We start from the raw sequence: 16,776 nt of genomic DNA, 5'->3' as shown, positions 1-16,776 counted from the left end.
TTATAAGTACAATTAAAATGAAACATAATTTATATCTGTTTGGGGTAAAGTGTGCCCTGATGACAACGTTGTTGATCGTTTGTTCTTGTAAGAAAACAGCAATAATTTTGCAAAGCGATGAGGAAGCCAAAATGATTTCAAAACAATCCAGTTTATCGGTTGCGTCGCTGGCAATGGTTAATGTTTCTCTGGATATTGCCTCATCAACCATCGGTGCAAATGTGCCCGCTAATTTTGTGGGCTTGAGCTATGAGAAATCTGATCTTGTTAATCCGACCTGGCCTTATTTTAATGAAAACCAAGCCGTGTTTCTGCAGTTAATTAAAAATTTGAAAACTGGGGTGCTGCGCCTGGGAGGTAACTCATCTGATAAAATCTTTTGGGTAGATTCGCTAAGGGGCACATCTACCTCAATTACCAATGTTTACAGGGATGATGTGAGCAAGCTGAAATTATTTATGGATCAGTTAGGATCGGATTGGAAATTGATTTACGGATTAAATCTAGCCAATGACACGGTACATAGCTCTGAGGTTAATTTTGTTCAGACTCAGTTTGGAACAAGGGTTTTAAGTTTTGAAATCGGTAATGAGCCAGATTTGTATCCACAGCAAGGTTATAGGCCAACAGGTTATGGTATTGTTCATTACAAACCGGAGTTTGAGGCCAGTTATAATATTTTACATGCAGCAGTTCCGACAGCTCCTTTTTCCGGACCTACGGTTTCCTCTAAGACTGCCTGGATCCAAACATTCGCTACCGATGAGGCTAGCCGAATTAATTTTTTAACTACCCATTATTATAAAATGGGTTCGACCGGAACGATTGCGCAATTGATGCAGTATGATTCGACCTTGGTTTCCCGATCGGGGATAATCGCGACGGCATCTGCAAGTAGTAGTCTGCCTTACCGATATGCAGAGTGTAATTCTGTCAACAATGGCGGCAAAGATGGCGTGAGCAATGTATTTGCCTCGGCATTATGGGGTGTAGATATGATGTTTTATCTGGCACGTAAAGGTGCTATGGGCGTTGATTTTCATGGTGGACGGAGGTCTTATTATTCCCCAATTTATTACAATACCAATAATACATTTAGTGTAAAGCCGCTTTATTATGGCCTACTTATGTTTGCGTTGGCAGATATGAAGCAGTCTTTAAACCAATTGTTAGATAAGAATGGCTTAAACATAACCGCTTACGCTTTTAAGAATTCGGCTGGTAAAACTTGCGCGTTGGTTGTTAATAAGGATGCGGCCAATACGGCCTTGTTGACCATAACCAATGCCTCGACCATTATATCCGCCAAATTGCATGAACTGGTTACCAGCGCTGCGACGCCTTTATCAGCGACAACCGGCATAACACTGGATGGGGCAGCAGTAAATGCTACAAATGGAACCTGGAATGGCACGTCTACAACCTCCGTTGCCGGTACAGGTACTTCAGAAATCACCTTAACAATTAATCCCGCCAGAGCGGTACTTATAGAATTGAATTAATGAATTTAAAGAAATTAAATCGGGTAGTAGTCTACGTATGTATGTTGCTACTCTGCTTATCAGTTGGTGTAAAAGCACAGGTTACACAACCAAATATCAATAAAGTGCTTCATGTAGCTGAAGAACAATACCAAAGCTATTTGAAACTATATCCCAACGCGGCACTATATCCACGCAGTATAAATAAAGACGGCGCGATCAGGTTAGTTAAGGCTAAAGATTGGACAAGTGGATTTTTTGGCGGTAACTTATGGTATATGTTTTATCTAACCAAGAAAAGCAAATGGAAAGATGAAGCCATCAGGTATACTGAAACCTTAGAAAACGAAAAATACAATAAAACGACTCATGATCTTGGTTTTGTCCTATACAATACCTATTACAAAGCTTACCATACCACACACAAGAATAGCTATAAGGAGGTTTTGTTAGAAGCTTCAAGATCATTGTCTTCGAGATATAGTCCAAAGGTTGGGGCAATCAGGTCATGGGATTTTAAACCTTTCAAATATCCGGTTATAGTCGACAATCTGATGAACCTGGAGATGTTGTTATGGGCATCTAAAATAAGTGGCGATTCGTCTTTTTATCATATTGCTGTTTCACATGCAGATGTTGACTTAAAGTCTCGTTTTAGGCCCGATAACAGTACTTACCACGTACTTGACTTTGATCCTGCAAACGGTGAGCTGATTAAAAAGCAAACTTTTCAAGGCTATGCAGACAGTTCATGTTGGGCCCGTGGACAAGCCTGGGCGATTTATGCGTATACTTTTTTATATCGGGAAACGCGAGACCCTAAATATTTAGTGCAAGCTGAAAAAGCAGCGAATTATTTTTTGTCACGAACCGATCTCGCTCATGATCCTATTCCTTTTTGGGATTTTAACGATCCGGAAATTCCGAATGTGTCAAAAGATGCTTCGGCAGCTGCTGTAGCGGCATCCGGTTTACTTGAATTGAGTACTTATGCGGTCGAAAAAGATAGATATTATGAAAAAGCGCAGACTATACTGAGCACTTTATGTACAGATGAGTATCTGGCTAAGGCTGGAACGAATCAGTATTTTTTGCTAAAACATAGTACTGGACACCGCCCGCATCATGACGAAATAGATGTCCCGCTTATTTACGCGGATTATTATTTTTTGGAAGCCTTATACAGGTATCAGCATTATAAAAATTTAAAAGGGAACTTATAAATCATATGGCAATGAAAACAATCGGTGTGCTTGTATATTTATTAATTTCCAGTTGTCTATCTTTTAAGATATATGCGCAGGATTCTTTCAGCAATAAACAATTTAATTGCGATTCTTTGCGGATAAAATGGAGCAATTTTTTAATTGGTGGAAAGTATAATCCAAACGATCCACCGATAAAAAATAAGCTTTCAATTATCAATAAGAATTCAGTTTCTTTCTGGAAAAATGGCTTTGTTAATGATACAGTTAACCGAAAAGCCTTATGGCTGGATCTGAAGTATGTCAAATCCGCCGACATTACTACAAGCTATACCAGGTTATATAGTATGGCGATTGCTTATTGCTCACCTGGAACTACTGGTTATCAAAATCAGCAACTGAAAGGTGACATCTTATCTGCACTGGAATGGCTCTATACCAAAAAATATAATGAAAGAACAATTATCCCCAAAACTGGGGGCAATAACAATTGGTGGGACTACCGCATTGGGAGTCCGGAAAAGTTAAACAACATTATCGTTTTACTTTATGATGATATCAGTCCAGAATGGCGGGCGGCATACGTCCGCGCGATACAACATGCCACCCCGAGTGTTGAAGGGTATACAGGTGCCAATTTGGTCTGGATCAGCCGGGTAATCGCCATCTCGTCGATTGTAGCTCAGAATCCGTCAAAAGTATCTTATGCCATTAATGCCTTAAGTCCGGTATTTAATTACGTTACAGAGGGTGATGGTTTTTACGCTGACGGATCATTCCTTCAACACAACAAGCACCCTTATTCGGGTGGCTATGGGGTTAACCTTTTATCTTCTCTCGCAGAATTAATGTACCTGTTTCCAGAAATACCACAGCTGATACCTCATGCAACTAATCTTTATAGTTGGGTTTATGATTCTTTTGAACCGATAGTATATCGTGGAGGAATAATGAGTTCGGTTATGGGGCGTGAAATTGCTCGTAGCAATATTAGCGAACACAGCAAAGGCAGAGCATTAACTGAAGCATTGATCTTGCTTGCCCATCAGGCACCCGAAAAAGAAGCTCAACGATTAAAGTCTGTTGTGAAAAGTTATCTACTGGAAGATGGGAGTAAGACTGGTTTTTCGTCCATTGTGCTTACGCAGATGGCAACTGAGCTAATGAATGATAAAACTATTGTACCGCGGCCAACCTATACTACTTGCCGGCAACTGGCTAACATGGATAGAGCAGTACAGCAAGCAGACCATTATGCCTTTATGCTGAGTATGCATTCCGCCCGCATTTACAATTTTGAATCGATTAATCAGGAGAACTTAAAGGGCTGGCACCTTTCAGATGGCATGACCTATCTTTATAACACTGATAAAAAGCAGTTTGAAGATGATTTTTGGAGCACTGTAAACTACCAGCATTTACCTGGAACCACTACAGAGGAGGACTTAACAGCTTTGCCTAATAAATCCAGCACCAAAAGTTGGGTGGGCGGTACTGCACTAGGCAAATACGGTGTAAGTGGGATGGATTTATCTCCTTTCGGAACTACTCTTTCGGCGAAAAAATCCTGGTTTATGTTAGCTGATGGAATTGTTTGTTTGGGTGCCGGTATTACCAACCAGGATAACAGAAATGTATTGACCACAATAGAACAGCGTAAGCTCAGTTTGGAAAACAGTAATACATTTACGCTGGATGGCAAAATTATACCGGGTGATTTTGATATTAGTGATCGGCCTAACGTAAAATGGGCCCATCTATCGGGGAATGTAAAGGGGGCAGACATTGGTTACTACTTTCCCGAAGGTATACAATTAAGCATGAAACGCATGCCTCAGAGCGGCAAATGGAGCGAGGTACGGACCGGGACCGACAGTACCCTACAAACACGGAATTACTTAACGCTATGGAAGGCGCAGGGCAATCATAGTATTGATGATAATAATGCTGAGAACAAATATGCTTACTTGCTGTTGCCAGGCTATAGTGCTGATCAAGTAAAACAGTATGCCAAATCTCCATCCATACAGATATTAGAAAATACAACGACAGTTCAAGCTGTAAAAGATATTAAGCTGGGATTAACTGCGGCTAACTTTTGGAAGGATACATTGAGTTCTGTTGTGCTGGACCAAAAAATATATCTAACCTGCGATAAAAAAGCAGCAGTAATGGTTCTGGAAAATGGAGCGGGTATAAATGTTTCGTTAGCTGATCCTACTATGCTTAATGAGGGGCTTATTCATATACAGATCAATAGAGCGGTTTCGGGTCTTGTGACTTCAGATCCTGAAATAACTGTAAAGCAATTAAAGCCTGTACTTCAGTTTTCTGTAAATACGAAGGGATTGAAAGGCAGATCTGTGTCTGCAGTGTTTAAACAATAAATTTAATCCATAGATATGAAGATTTGTATTTTAAATATTTTACTGTTCATTACCTGTATTCCATGTGGCTTTGCACAACAGCCGATTTTTCTGTATCCTGAGGGCGTACCAAATTCGAAAAAAACACCATCTACCTACCTTGAGATCAATGAAAATAATAAGGTTGGCTTTGTAAGTATTCCAACTTTAACACCCTTTTTTCCTGAAAAGGTCAAAGCGAATGGCGTTGCGGTTATCATTTGTCCGGGAGGCGGTTATGCCCGATTAATGATGAGCAATGAGGGCTATGATATCGCTCGAAAATTTAATGAGATAGGTATTACCGCATTTGTATTAAAGTATCGTTTGCCAAGTGATGAGGTTATGGTTGATAAAACCATAGGACCACTGCAGGACGCTCAGCGGGCTATACAATTGATTAGACTGCGATCAGCAGATTTGGGGATCAATCCGGCTAAGATTGGAATTATCGGTTTCTCGGCAGGTGGCCATCTGGCCTCAACTGCGGGAACTCATTTTAATCATCCTGTTATTGAGAATAAATTGAATGTTAATCTCCGACCTGATTTTATGATGTTGATCTATCCTGTGATCAGCTTTGGAGCGGCGGCACATCAGGGATCAAAGCATAATCTGATTGGCATGCATCCAAGTCAGGAATTGGTTGATCTGTATTCGAATGAGAAACAAGTTGGGGGCAATACCCCGGTTACTTTCATTGTGCAAGCGCAGGATGATAAGACGGTAGCTGTTCAAAATAGCCTTTTGTTTTATAGTGCTTTAACGGAAGCTAAAGTAAGGGCCGAAATGGTGTTGTACCCAACTGGCGGACATGGTTTTGGACTGTATAACAAAGCAACGAAAGATCAATGGTTTGATCATGCTACAAATTGGTTAGAAGCCAATGGAATTTTATAATTGTTTTAATTTAATAAGTAAGAAATATGAAAATATTTAAGTGCCTTTTTATTGCATTCCTTTTTCCTGCATCAGCAGCTTTTTCACAGTATAATCTTGTTATTGTAGGGGGGAATCCCGGGGGGATTATGTGTGCCATTTCTGCAGCTAAATTGGGGAAGACATCAGTTATTCTAGAGCGTACAGGGCATATAGGCGGCTTGCCTGCCAACGGACTTGGTGCTACAGATATCGCTACCAGAGGTGCTACAACGGGTTTGTTTACCGATTTTACCGGACGTATTAAAAAATATTATATAAAAAAATATGGTGAAAACGCTGAGCAGGTGAGAATGTGTAGTGATGGTTATCATTTTGAACCTTCTGTTGCTGAAATGATATTCGAACAAATGCTTGCGGAATATAGCGACAAAATAAAAGTTTATAAAATGCGCCAGTTTGATGCTGAGGAGAAAAATGTAAGCACACAAAATAATAAGATAACAAAAATTAAGGTTATCAATCGTTTAACAAAACAAACCGAAGAATATCAGGGCGATGTTTTTATTGACGGAACTTATGAAGGTGACCTGGCCGCGGCGGCTAAAGTTCCTTTTCGTATCGGTCGTGAGGGGAAAGATGAGTTTGCTGAAGAAGGAGCCGGCAGGACTTATAAATATTGGGACGGACCTGTAGCTGAGGGCACTACCTATCAAGCTGATAATGCTGTACAGGCTTATAATTACAGATTGTGCTTGACAGATAATGCAGCCAATAGGTTCGTCGTTACAAAACCGATAAAATATGATCGGGATGAGTTTAAATCACTGGTTGATGATGTATGGGATGGGCGCCACACGGGGGTTGAAATGTTGAATGTATCTAGGGAAATGATGGCTACCAATCGTAAAAATATGGCGAAGGGTGATACCACAGGAATACCCGGCGATAAATGGGGCATCGCTAAAATAACCAATCGGGTATTTTTGCCAAATCATAAAACCGATGCGAATAACCAGCATTTGGCGTTAATCTCCACCGATCTTCCTGAAGAGAATTGGCCCTGGCCAACATCAGGCTGGGACTGGCGCGATCAATTTGCGGAGCGCCTTAAAAGCTATACGCTCGGTTTAATCTATTTTGCTCAAAACGATCCGGAACTTCCGGCCAACTTTAGAAAGGCTTCGGGTAAATGGGGCCTGGCTAAAGATGAATATAAGGACAATGAAAATTTCCCAAGACAGGTTTATGTACGGGAAGGTAGACGTATGGAGGGGACTTATTTTTTCACTGCCCAGGATGCCATTGGCGTAACTCCTGGCTCGAGGCCTCCTTTACATGCCAACAGTATAACGGCAAGCCATTATGCGCTTGACTCTCATGCGGTTCGGAAACGTGAATCGGGAAAAATACATCTGGATGGCTTTATCAGTTATCTTTCAGATGTTTATACGGTTCCTTTTGGTGTAATGGTTCCTAAAGAATTGGATAACCTGTTGTTCCCTGTACCTGTTTCAGGCAGTCATATTGGTTTCTCGACACTCCGTATGGAGCCTTGCTGGATGGCATTGGGACAGGCGGCGGGTATTGCCGCTTCGCTGGCTATTGATTCGAAATTAAAATTGAAGAATTTGGACTTGAACAAATTGCAGGACATCTTGGTGGATCAAAAAGCAACTTTGATTTATTACAAAGATAGCGCACCTGATGATCATGATTTTAAAATGGTACAATACATTGGCTTACGTGGTTATTTGCCAGGTTGGGAAGCCCAGTTATCAGGAAAAATGGATATTGAAACGGTTAAACTTTGGAAAGCTCTGTCTGGCATTCAACTGAACAATGATATTAAACAAAATCGTGGTCAGGTATTGACACAGATTTACCAGGTATTAAATAAGCGTTCAGCGTCTGCAGGATTTTAGTTTTATCTTTCAGATTAAAAACCCACTTTATTCAAGTAATAGAGTGGGTTTCTTTGTTATTTAATCACATCCTTCCACCAATTGTAATAATTGTGTTCTGCATCAACTTCAAATCCACATCTTGGATAAAGTTGGTTGCCAATATCATTTGTCTTTTCGGTTTCCAGTAATAGGCCACATGCCCCGGTTTCATAACAAAGTGTTTTGCATTTATCTATCAGCATTACGGATAACCCGCGGCCACGATAGTTAGGAGAAACAAAAAGATCACTCAACAACCATTGGCGTTGCAGGGTTTTGTAATGGTATAACGAATAAAGTTGTGCAAATCCAACGGCCTTTCCATCCTCAATAGCTAGAAAAGTATGGGATTCCTCATTGATTATTCTATCTCTTAAAAAAGCTTTTCCTTTTTCTAAATTAGACTCCTGGCGATAGAAGATTCTATAGCTGTTAAACAATTCTGCAAACTCATCGAGGTGTTTGATTTCTGCTTTTATTATTTTTTCCATCTGATAAAAATTATTTGATTTAAATGTTCTGCAAAGATTCAAAAGAGATGGACTAGGTTATTCATCCAGTTTGGAGAATCTTATAGGGCCAGTTGGCTAGAACGATATAAAAATCAAGTAAATTTGGACATCGTACACAAGCAGTTTAAACAAAAGTATTGGTGGCATATGATCAGACCTTGGAAGACCATTTTCAACATATCTTTCGATTCAGAAAAAACAATTGTTGAAGAAATTGCCTCCTCCATTAGAGAGGAGATTCTTAAAGGAAGACTAGAACGGGGCGCTTCATTACCTGGGAGCAGGGCTTTGGCTAAAGATTTAGGGGTAAACCGTAAAACAGTCGTATTTGCCTATGATGCGCTTATTGCAGATGGTTGGCTCGAAACCAGATATAAATCTGGAACGTTTGTTTCTGAGCATCTACCTGAAATGAAATCGTTGAGTGCTGAAAAACTAAAGGATACTGAAAGTAATTTCAATGTCAGGGAATTTGTATCCGCGCCTTTAACGGAAAAACCATTCTCTGGGAATGTGATTTTCTTTAATGAGGGTTCGCCAGATACTCGCTTAGCGCCATTGAAAGAGCTATCTCGGGCTTATAGGAGAGTTTTGGATAGACAAGGGAAATGGGGACTTTTAGGTTATGGGGACGAACGTGGAGATTTAAAACTCAGAGAGATGTTGTCTATGTTTTTATCCCGTGATAGAGGCTTTTATGCGGATCCTGGTCAGATTTGTGTCACTAAGGGCAGTCAGATGGCATTGTACCTTGCTGCTATGGTATTGATCTGTCCCGGAGATACGGTTATTGTTGAGAATCCTGGCTACCCGGCAGTCAGAACACTCTTTACTGAAATTGGGGCAGAAGTTAAAGCCATTGAAGTAGATCAGGAAGGTATTGATATAGATGTGTTGGAATCGATGTGTAAGAAGGAGAAAATTAAGGCTCTTTATGTAACTCCGCATCATCAGTTTCCGACTACAGTAACAATGAAAGCAGGCCGCAGAATACGACTTCTTGAACTTTCAATTAAATATGGTTTTGCAATTATTGAAGACGATTATGATCATGAATATCATTTTGGTGCAGGCAATAATCTTGCGCTTTCAAGTAGCGAAATGGCCATTAATGTGATTTACATCAGTTCCTTTAGTAAACTTATTGCTCCTGCGATTCGAGTTGGTTATATCACCGGACCACAAAAATTCATGAGATCATTAATTAGTTTACGTGCCCAAATAGATCGTCAGGGTGACAATATACTTGAACATGCTATCGCTGATTTGATGGAAGATGGAACCATCGGAAGGCATTCCAGGAAAGTTGTTTCTATTTATCGTGCTAGGAGGGATTTAATGGCACAGTATTTAACTGAATCCCTTGGTCCAATGATCAGTCATCATACTCCAGTAGGGGGATTGGCTTCCTGGATTGAATTCAATAGAAAAATAGATTTTAATAAATACATGAACAATTTGCAGAAGAAGCAGGTGCAAATTGTACCGCCTGGAACTTTTTACCAGGATGGCCATTCAAGGTTTGGTATGCGTTTAGGCTACGGTTCTCTAAATGACCAGGAGTTAAAAGAGGGGATTAAACTGCTGGCTGATGGAATCAGTAAATTATAGAATAATGAATCTAACATTTGTGTGAACTGTTTGTTTATGGTTAAATTAAATGAAGGGTATCAAATGAAAACTTTAATCGAAGAACTTGAACAGCTATTAGATGGGGGAACTGCCCATGTAGGATTAAATGAAGCCACGGCAGATATTCCCTTTGACCTGCTTGGCGAAAAACCACATAATTTACCGTACAGTATTTGGCAGTTGGTGGAACACATCAGAATTGCCCAATGGGATATGCTGGAATTTAGCATAGATGGAAGTCATAAATCGCCTAAATGGCCCGATGCCTATTGGCCAGAAGAAACTGCTCCGGCAGATAAAAATATGTGGGATAAAACGCTGAGGCAGATTGAAGATGATTTAGAGGCATTTATTGAACTGATTCAGACGAAGGATCTATATGAGCCTATCCCGCATGGGACTGGACAGAATTTATTGAGGGAAGCACTTCAAATTGCAGACCATGCAACTTACCATATTGCAGAAATTGTAATTATGCGTCGTTTGCTGGGTATTTGGAAAAACAGCTAAATCTTCATCATAACTTCATAATTCTCTTCTTACTTCGCGTCCAAATTGAATTAATGGACAATAGTAGTCCATTAAAGGACAGAATCTAGTTAAATATATCGAAGAAGATGAACAGAAATGTTGTATGCTTTGGCTTGAGCGTTTTGTTTTGCGTAACAGCTTGTACACAAAAAAAAGAAGAGAAAAAAGAAGAAGTAACTTATGCAGTAACCAGCCCGATCAGAATTGATACCTCCGTGACTAAGGAATATGTCTCGCAGATCAAATCGGTTAGGAATATTGAGCTGAGGGCTCAGGAAAAAGGTTATTTGCAGAATATTTATGTGGATGAAGGCCAGCATGTTCAGGCTGGCCAGCTTCTATTTAGGATTATGCCAAAAATGTTCGAAGCTGAATTGTTAAAAGCACAGGCAGAAACCAAAGCGGCAGAAATAGAGTTTCAGAATACAAAATTACTTACAGACAAAAATGTAGTTTCCAAAAATGAGCTGGCAATGGCTAAGGCCAAGTTGCAACAGGCCAATGCGGAAACTAGTTTAGCTAAGCTTCATCTTTCATTTACTGAGATTAGGGCTCCCTTTAGTGGTGTGATTGACCGCATTCCATTGAAAATTGGGAGTCTGGTGGATGAAGGTGCGTTGTTGACCAGTCTGTCTGACAATGCCCAGGTGTTTGCTTATTTTAATGTTTCTGAACCAGAATATTTGGATTATCAATCTTCAGCAAAAGCCAGTAAGCAACAACAGGCCGGTTTACTGCTGGCAAATAACGAATTGCTGAAGGCTAAAGGCAAGGTAGAGGTTATTGAAAGTGAATTTAATAACGAGACGGGAAATATTGCATTTAGAGCCCGGTTTGATAATGCAGACAACTTATTGAGAAATGGACAGACCGGTAAGGTACAAATGGTGGTACCCCTGAAAAATGCATTGATCATTCCGCAAAAAGCAACCTATGACATTCAGGATAAGACCTATGTTTTTGTGGTAGATAGAAATAGTGTTGTTCATGCTCGCCCCGTTACCATAGCTACGGAGTTGGCAGATTTGTATGTACTGTCGGACGGTATTGCAACGGGCGATAAGATTTTACTTGAAGGCGTACAGAAGGTAAAAGATGATGATAAGATTACCTATAAATTCCAGCAGCCGCAGGATGTAATCAAACAATTAAGATTGAAAACCGAATAGTCAACCTCCTATATATATTTTATGTTTGGCAAGTTTATACAAAGGCCCGTCCTTTCTATAGTGATATCGCTTATAATTTTGTTTCTGGGTGGATTGGCCATCACTTACCTTCCTGTAACCCAGTTTCCTTCAATTTCTCCACCTAAAGTAAACATTACCGCAGAATATCCTGGAGCGAACAATGAGTTGCTGATCAAGTCAGTTGTAATTCCACTTGAGCGTGCGCTTAATGGCGTTCCCGGAATGAAATACATCGCCTCTGATGCAGGTAATGATGGCGAGGCATCCATCCAGGTCGTATTTAACCTTGGTACTGATCCAAATCAGGCCTCTCTCAACGTTCAAAACCGGGTTGCTGCTGTAACCAATAAGCTGCCTCCTTTGGTTGTGAGAGAAGGAGTTAAAATCAGTCGTGAAGAATCCAATATGTTGATGTACATCAACTTGTATAGTAAGGATCCTAAGATGAATGAAAACTTCCTGTACAACTTTGCAGATATCAATCTACTTTCAGAATTGAAAAGGGTAGATGGGGTAGGTTTTGCTGATATTTTGGGTAACCGTGAATATGCCATGCGGATTTGGTTAAAGCCAGATCGTATGCAGGCCTATAACATTTCTGCCGATGAGGTGATGAAGTCGCTTGATGAACAGAGTCTGGAAGCTTCGCCGGGAAAAACTGGTGAGAGCTCTGGTAAACGTTCGCAGTCGTTTGAATATGTATTGAAGTATCCGGGGAGATTTAGCACCAAAGATGGATATGAAAATATCGTACTACGGGCAAACCCGAAAGGAGAGTTACTACGTTTGAAAGATGTTGCAGATATTGAGTTTGGTAGTTCGATGTATGACCTATACTCTAATTTGAATGGACGGTCATCTGCTGCAATTGTATTGAAACAGTCGTACGGAAGTAACGCCAGTCAGGTTATTAAAGATGTTAAAGCTAAAATGGCTGAGATAAAGGAAAGTTCTTTTCCCAAGGGACTGGATTATGAAATCAGTTATGATGTGTCTAAGTTTCTTGATGCCTCGATTGAAAAGGTAATACATACATTGATAGAGGCCTTTATTCTCGTAGGATTGGTGGTGTTTCTATTCCTTGGGGATTGGCGCTCGACCGTAATTCCGGCTATTGCAGTTCCGGTATCCCTTATAGGAACATTTGTGTTTATGCAATTTTTTGGCATAACCCTTAACCTGATTACCTTGTTTGCCTTGGTTTTGGCGATTGGAGTTGTAGTGGATGATGCAATTGTTGTGATTGAAGCTGTACACGCAAAAATGGAAAGCAGGCCTAAGTTGTCGCCATTAAAAGCTACACAACTAGCTATGAAAGAGATTAGCGGTGCCATTATTGCGATTACCTTTTTAATGGCCTCTGTTTTTATTCCGGTTACTTTTATGTCCGGACCAGTAGGTATTTTTTACAGGCAATTTTCGATAACCATGGCAACCGCAATTATCCTTTCTGGTGTTGTGGCACTTACCTTAACACCTGCATTGTGTGCCATTATGTTAAAAAATAATCATGGTAAACATAAAAAGGAAACTGGTATAGATAAATTTCTGGGCGCTTTTAATCGCTGGTTTGGTAGGTTGACTGGTCAATATAGTAACCTACTCACTAAGATTGTTAGTCGCCGTATACTTACGTTTGGTGTATTAGTAGCATTTTGTTTTGGCATCTGGTTCTTAAGTGGAAGTGTGCCGACTGGTTTTATTCCGAATGAAGATCAGGGGATGGTGTATGCCATTATTCAAACTCCTCCGGGTTCTACTTTGGAGCGCACAAACGAGATTTCAGAAAAACTGCAGAAAGTGTCTGAAGGTATTGAAGGCGTAAAATCGGTTTCCTCTTTGGCTGGATATGAAATTCTTACCGAAGGTACAGGGGCAAATTCGGGCACTTGTCTGATTAATCTTAAAGAATGGAGTGAGCGTAAAAACTCTGCTCAGGATGTGATAGAGGAGTTGGAAAAAAAGGCCAAATCAATCCCAGGTGGTACCATTGAGTTTTTCCAGCCACCAGCAGTACCTGGTTATGGAGCTGCGGGTGGTTTTGAGCTGCGTCTTTTGGATAAGGCTGGAAGTGGCGACTATAAAAAGATGGAAACCGTTAGTAGGGATTTTGTAAGGGAGTTAAATAAGCGGCCTGAATTAGCCTCGGTATTTACCTTTTACAGCGCCAGTTTTCCCCAGTATATGTTGCGTATAGACAACGATATTGCTCAGCAAAAGGGGGTAACGATTGATAACGCCATGAGTACGCTCTCTACCTTTGTAGGTAGTAATTATGAAACCAGTTTTATTAAATACGATCGACAGTATAAGGTAATGGTGCAGGCGCTCCCACAATATCGTGCTTTGCCCATGGATATTTTAAAACTATCTGTTAAAAATAGCCGTGATGAAATGGTTCCTTTCTCTGCTTTTATGCGAATGGAAAAGGTTTATGGTTTATCTGAAATTACCCGGCATAATATGTACAATGCTTCAGAAATTAGCGGGCAGTCGGCACCAGGTTATAGTTCTGGCGAGGCTATTAAGGCGATTAATGAGGTGGCAAAGGAAAAATTGCCGCGTGGATTTGGTATCGATTGGGCAGGGATCTCTAAAGACGAGGTATCGAGAGGTAATGAAGCAATCTATATTTTTCTCATCTGTTTAGGCTTCGTTTATCTTGTCCTTGCAGCGCAATATGAGAGCTTTATATTGCCTCTCTCGGTAATTCTATCACTGCCTGCTGGACTTTTCGGTGCATTCCTTTTTCTTAAAGTTTTAGGATTGGAGAATAACATTTATGCTCAGGTTGCGATGGTGATGCTGATTGGTTTGCTTGGAAAAAATGCGGTGCTTATTGTAGAATTTGCGGCACAACGCCACAGTCAGGGTGTGTCGGTGCTAAACGCTGCCCTTGAAGGAGCTAAAATCCGTTTCCGTCCGATTCTGATGACCTCTTTTGCATTTATTGCTGGGTTAATTCCACTAATGATTGCTACGGGACCAGGAAAGATTGGTAACAGAACAATTGGTTCTGCGGCTGCCGGAGGTATGTTGTTTGGTACCATTTTCGGGGTGGTAATTATTCCCGGTTTGTATTTTGTTTTTGGCAAAATAGCAGAAAAGCATAAGCTCATAAAAATTGAAGAAGAACATCCGTTAACTGAAGAAATTGAACACAATGTTAAAAAATAGTATCTATAAAAGCATAGGCTTTGTATTGATATGCACTGCTTACACGGCTTGTAAATTGCCTCAGCTAGCTGGACGTGCCGAAAATAAGGAGATTCCTTTAAGTTTTGCCGGATCAAAGGATACATTAAATAGTACCCAAATCAAATGGCAGGATTTTTTTAAAGATCAATATTTGGTCAACTTGATTGATACGGCTTTAAAGAACAATCAAGAACTGAATATTACACTTCAGGAAATTGAAATTGCCCGGAATGAGATTCGGATAAAAAAGGGAGAACTATTGCCTGTTGTAAACTACAAGCTAGGAGCAGGGATAGAAAAAGTTGGGCGTTATACCAGTTCAGGTGCTGGTGATGCTTCAACTGATATTACACCGGGTAGGGAAGTTCCTGATCCATTGCCTGATTACAATTTTGGTTTGCAAGCTAGCTGGGAAGCGGATATCTGGCACAAGCTGCGTAATGGTAAGCAAGCGGCTGTAAACCGTTATTTAGGCACTGTTGAAGGTAAGAACTTTGTGGTAAGTAACCTGATTGCCGAGATTGCCAATTCCTATTATGAGTTGCTAGCTCAGGATAATGAGTTGGAAATTGTAAGGAAAAATATTGCTTTGCAAAGCAATGCCTTGGAGTTGATGAAAATACAGAAGCAGGCTACAAGAGTGACCGAACTGGCTGTTAGAAAATTTGAAGCCGAGGTTTTGAACTCCAAAAGCCTTGAATTCGATATCCAGCAAAAGGTTATTGAAACAGAGAATAGAATTAATTTATTATTGGGTCGCTATCCACAGGCGATTGCGAGAGATAAAGGGAAATTTACTGATTTGGTTCCTCCAGTGGTTCAGGTAGGAATTCCATCTCAGTTGCTCGCCAATCGTCCCGATATTAAACAGGCAGAGTTCGAATTGTCAGCGGCTAAATTAGATGTTAAAATAGCAAAAGCACAATTTTATCCTTCATTAGGTATTTCGGCAAACCTTGGTTTTCAGGCTTTTAATCCGAGCTACTTATTGAGAACCCCAGAATCATTAGCCTATTCGTTGGCTGGTGATCTGGTTGGACCACTCATTAACAGAAATGGAATTAAGGCTGAGTATTTAAATGCCAATGCCAAACAGCTGCAAGCCGTTTACAACTACGAACGTAGCATTTTAACCGGTTATCTTGAGGTCGCTAACCAGTTGTCTAGCATCAGTAACTTACAGAAAAGTTATGAACTAAAAGCTAAACAGGTTAAAGCACTTACGGAGTCTATCGATATTTCTAATGATCTGTTTAAATCCGCCAGAGCAGACTATTTTGAAGTGTTAATGACACAACGTGATGCGCTTCAATCCAGACTAGAACTGATTGAAACAAAAAAACAGCAGCTAAATGCAGTTGTAAATGTTTACCGCGCATTGGGTGGTGGTTGGAATTAAGAACCATAATTATATAAAAAAGCGACCGGTTATTTTAAATAATCAGTCGCTTTTTTGTTAATTAATCGTATCTTACTGTCATAATCCATAGGCGGTGGCGCTAGTCAAGAGCAGCTTACGATCCCATTCAAAATTCAAATCTTTTTCGAGTATAAATTAGACTGGTAGCGTCGCTCGTGACAACGTCGTACCCAAGTCCACTTTGGTTCGACTCTGGTTCGGACCTTGTTCGGTAAATTGCAATCCATAATAGACGACCAGTAATAGTCAAGTAGGGCCATAGGAAAGTTTGCATATCACCTCAATTTCAAGCTCATGAAAATCTGAAAAAAATCTCGGGTCTTATTATTGCAAAATAATCTTACTCAAAAAAAACAGTTTGCTACTACACGATGTTA

General features: G+C 40.3%; 11 protein-coding genes. 10 read left to right on the top strand and 1 reads right to left on the bottom strand.

The genetic code is table 11. The features are described 5' to 3' along the window. The first annotated feature begins 17 nt into the window (after positions 1-17). From BLS35_RS05330 to BLS35_RS05310, 5 genes are read left to right on the top strand one after another with little or no spacing between them, the layout of a single operon-like run. Positions 18-1,502 (top strand): hypothetical protein, encoded by a 1,485-nt coding sequence (locus BLS35_RS05330; RefSeq protein WP_132225937.1) that lies wholly within the window; start codon positions 18-20, stop codon positions 1,500-1,502. Then, the gene (locus BLS35_RS05325; RefSeq protein ID WP_090778543.1) at positions 1,502-2,704 is read left to right on the top strand and encodes a glycoside hydrolase family 88 protein; all 1,203 of its coding nucleotides are present in this window, start codon (positions 1,502-1,504) and stop codon (positions 2,702-2,704) included. Before BLS35_RS05330 ends, BLS35_RS05325 begins: the two co-directional genes overlap by 1 nt. An 11-nt stretch (positions 2,705-2,715) precedes the next feature. Next, a complete protein-coding gene (locus BLS35_RS05320; protein WP_165973224.1) occupies positions 2,716-5,073 on the top strand; it encodes a polysaccharide lyase 8 family protein in 2,358 nt (785 codons plus the stop codon). 15 nt (positions 5,074-5,088) lie between these two features. Further along, the gene (locus BLS35_RS05315; RefSeq protein WP_090778538.1) at positions 5,089-5,991 is read left to right on the top strand and encodes an alpha/beta hydrolase; all 903 of its coding nucleotides are present in this window, start codon (positions 5,089-5,091) and stop codon (positions 5,989-5,991) included. A 26-nt stretch (positions 5,992-6,017) separates the two neighbouring features. Next, a complete protein-coding gene (locus BLS35_RS05310; RefSeq protein ID WP_090778536.1) occupies positions 6,018-7,895 on the top strand; it encodes an FAD-dependent oxidoreductase in 1,878 nt (625 codons plus the stop codon). Between the two features lie 56 nt (positions 7,896-7,951). On the opposite strand, the gene BLS35_RS05305 is transcribed toward BLS35_RS05310, so the two are convergent. Next, on the bottom strand, positions 7,952-8,407 hold the full coding sequence (locus BLS35_RS05305) for a GNAT family N-acetyltransferase (RefSeq protein WP_090778534.1): 456 nt from the start codon (positions 8,405-8,407) through the stop codon (positions 7,952-7,954). Positions 8,408-8,530: 123 nt separating this feature from the next. Here BLS35_RS05305 and BLS35_RS05300 point away from each other — a divergent pair, with 123 nt between their 5' ends. From BLS35_RS05300 to BLS35_RS05280, 5 genes are all read left to right on the top strand, one after another. After that, positions 8,531-10,039, top strand: coding sequence for a MocR-like pyridoxine biosynthesis transcription factor PdxR (locus BLS35_RS05300; protein ID WP_132225936.1), 1,509 nt, complete (start codon positions 8,531-8,533; stop codon positions 10,037-10,039). A 63-nt stretch (positions 10,040-10,102) separates the two neighbouring features. After that, the gene (locus BLS35_RS05295; protein ID WP_090778980.1) at positions 10,103-10,570 is read left to right on the top strand and encodes a DinB family protein; all 468 of its coding nucleotides are present in this window, start codon (positions 10,103-10,105) and stop codon (positions 10,568-10,570) included. A gap of 107 nt (positions 10,571-10,677) precedes the next feature. After that, positions 10,678-11,760: an efflux RND transporter periplasmic adaptor subunit gene (locus tag BLS35_RS05290; protein ID WP_090778529.1), complete on the top strand. Its 1,083-nt coding sequence runs from the start codon at positions 10,678-10,680 to the stop codon at positions 11,758-11,760. Between the two features lie 21 nt (positions 11,761-11,781). After that, the gene (locus BLS35_RS05285) at positions 11,782-14,958 is read left to right on the top strand and encodes an efflux RND transporter permease subunit (protein WP_090778528.1); all 3,177 of its coding nucleotides are present in this window, start codon (positions 11,782-11,784) and stop codon (positions 14,956-14,958) included. Then, on the top strand, positions 14,945-16,378 hold the full coding sequence (locus tag BLS35_RS05280; protein WP_090778526.1) for a TolC family protein: 1,434 nt from the start codon (positions 14,945-14,947) through the stop codon (positions 16,376-16,378). Before BLS35_RS05285 ends, BLS35_RS05280 begins: the two co-directional genes overlap by 14 nt. The last annotated feature ends 398 nt before the right edge of the window (positions 16,379-16,776 follow it).

Source organism: Pedobacter sp. ok626, from assembly GCF_900100435.1.
Lineage (GTDB): Bacteria > Bacteroidota > Bacteroidia > Sphingobacteriales > Sphingobacteriaceae > Pedobacter.
The sequence above is the reverse complement of the archived record's forward strand: the minus strand, read 5'-3'. Positions and strand labels throughout refer to the sequence as shown.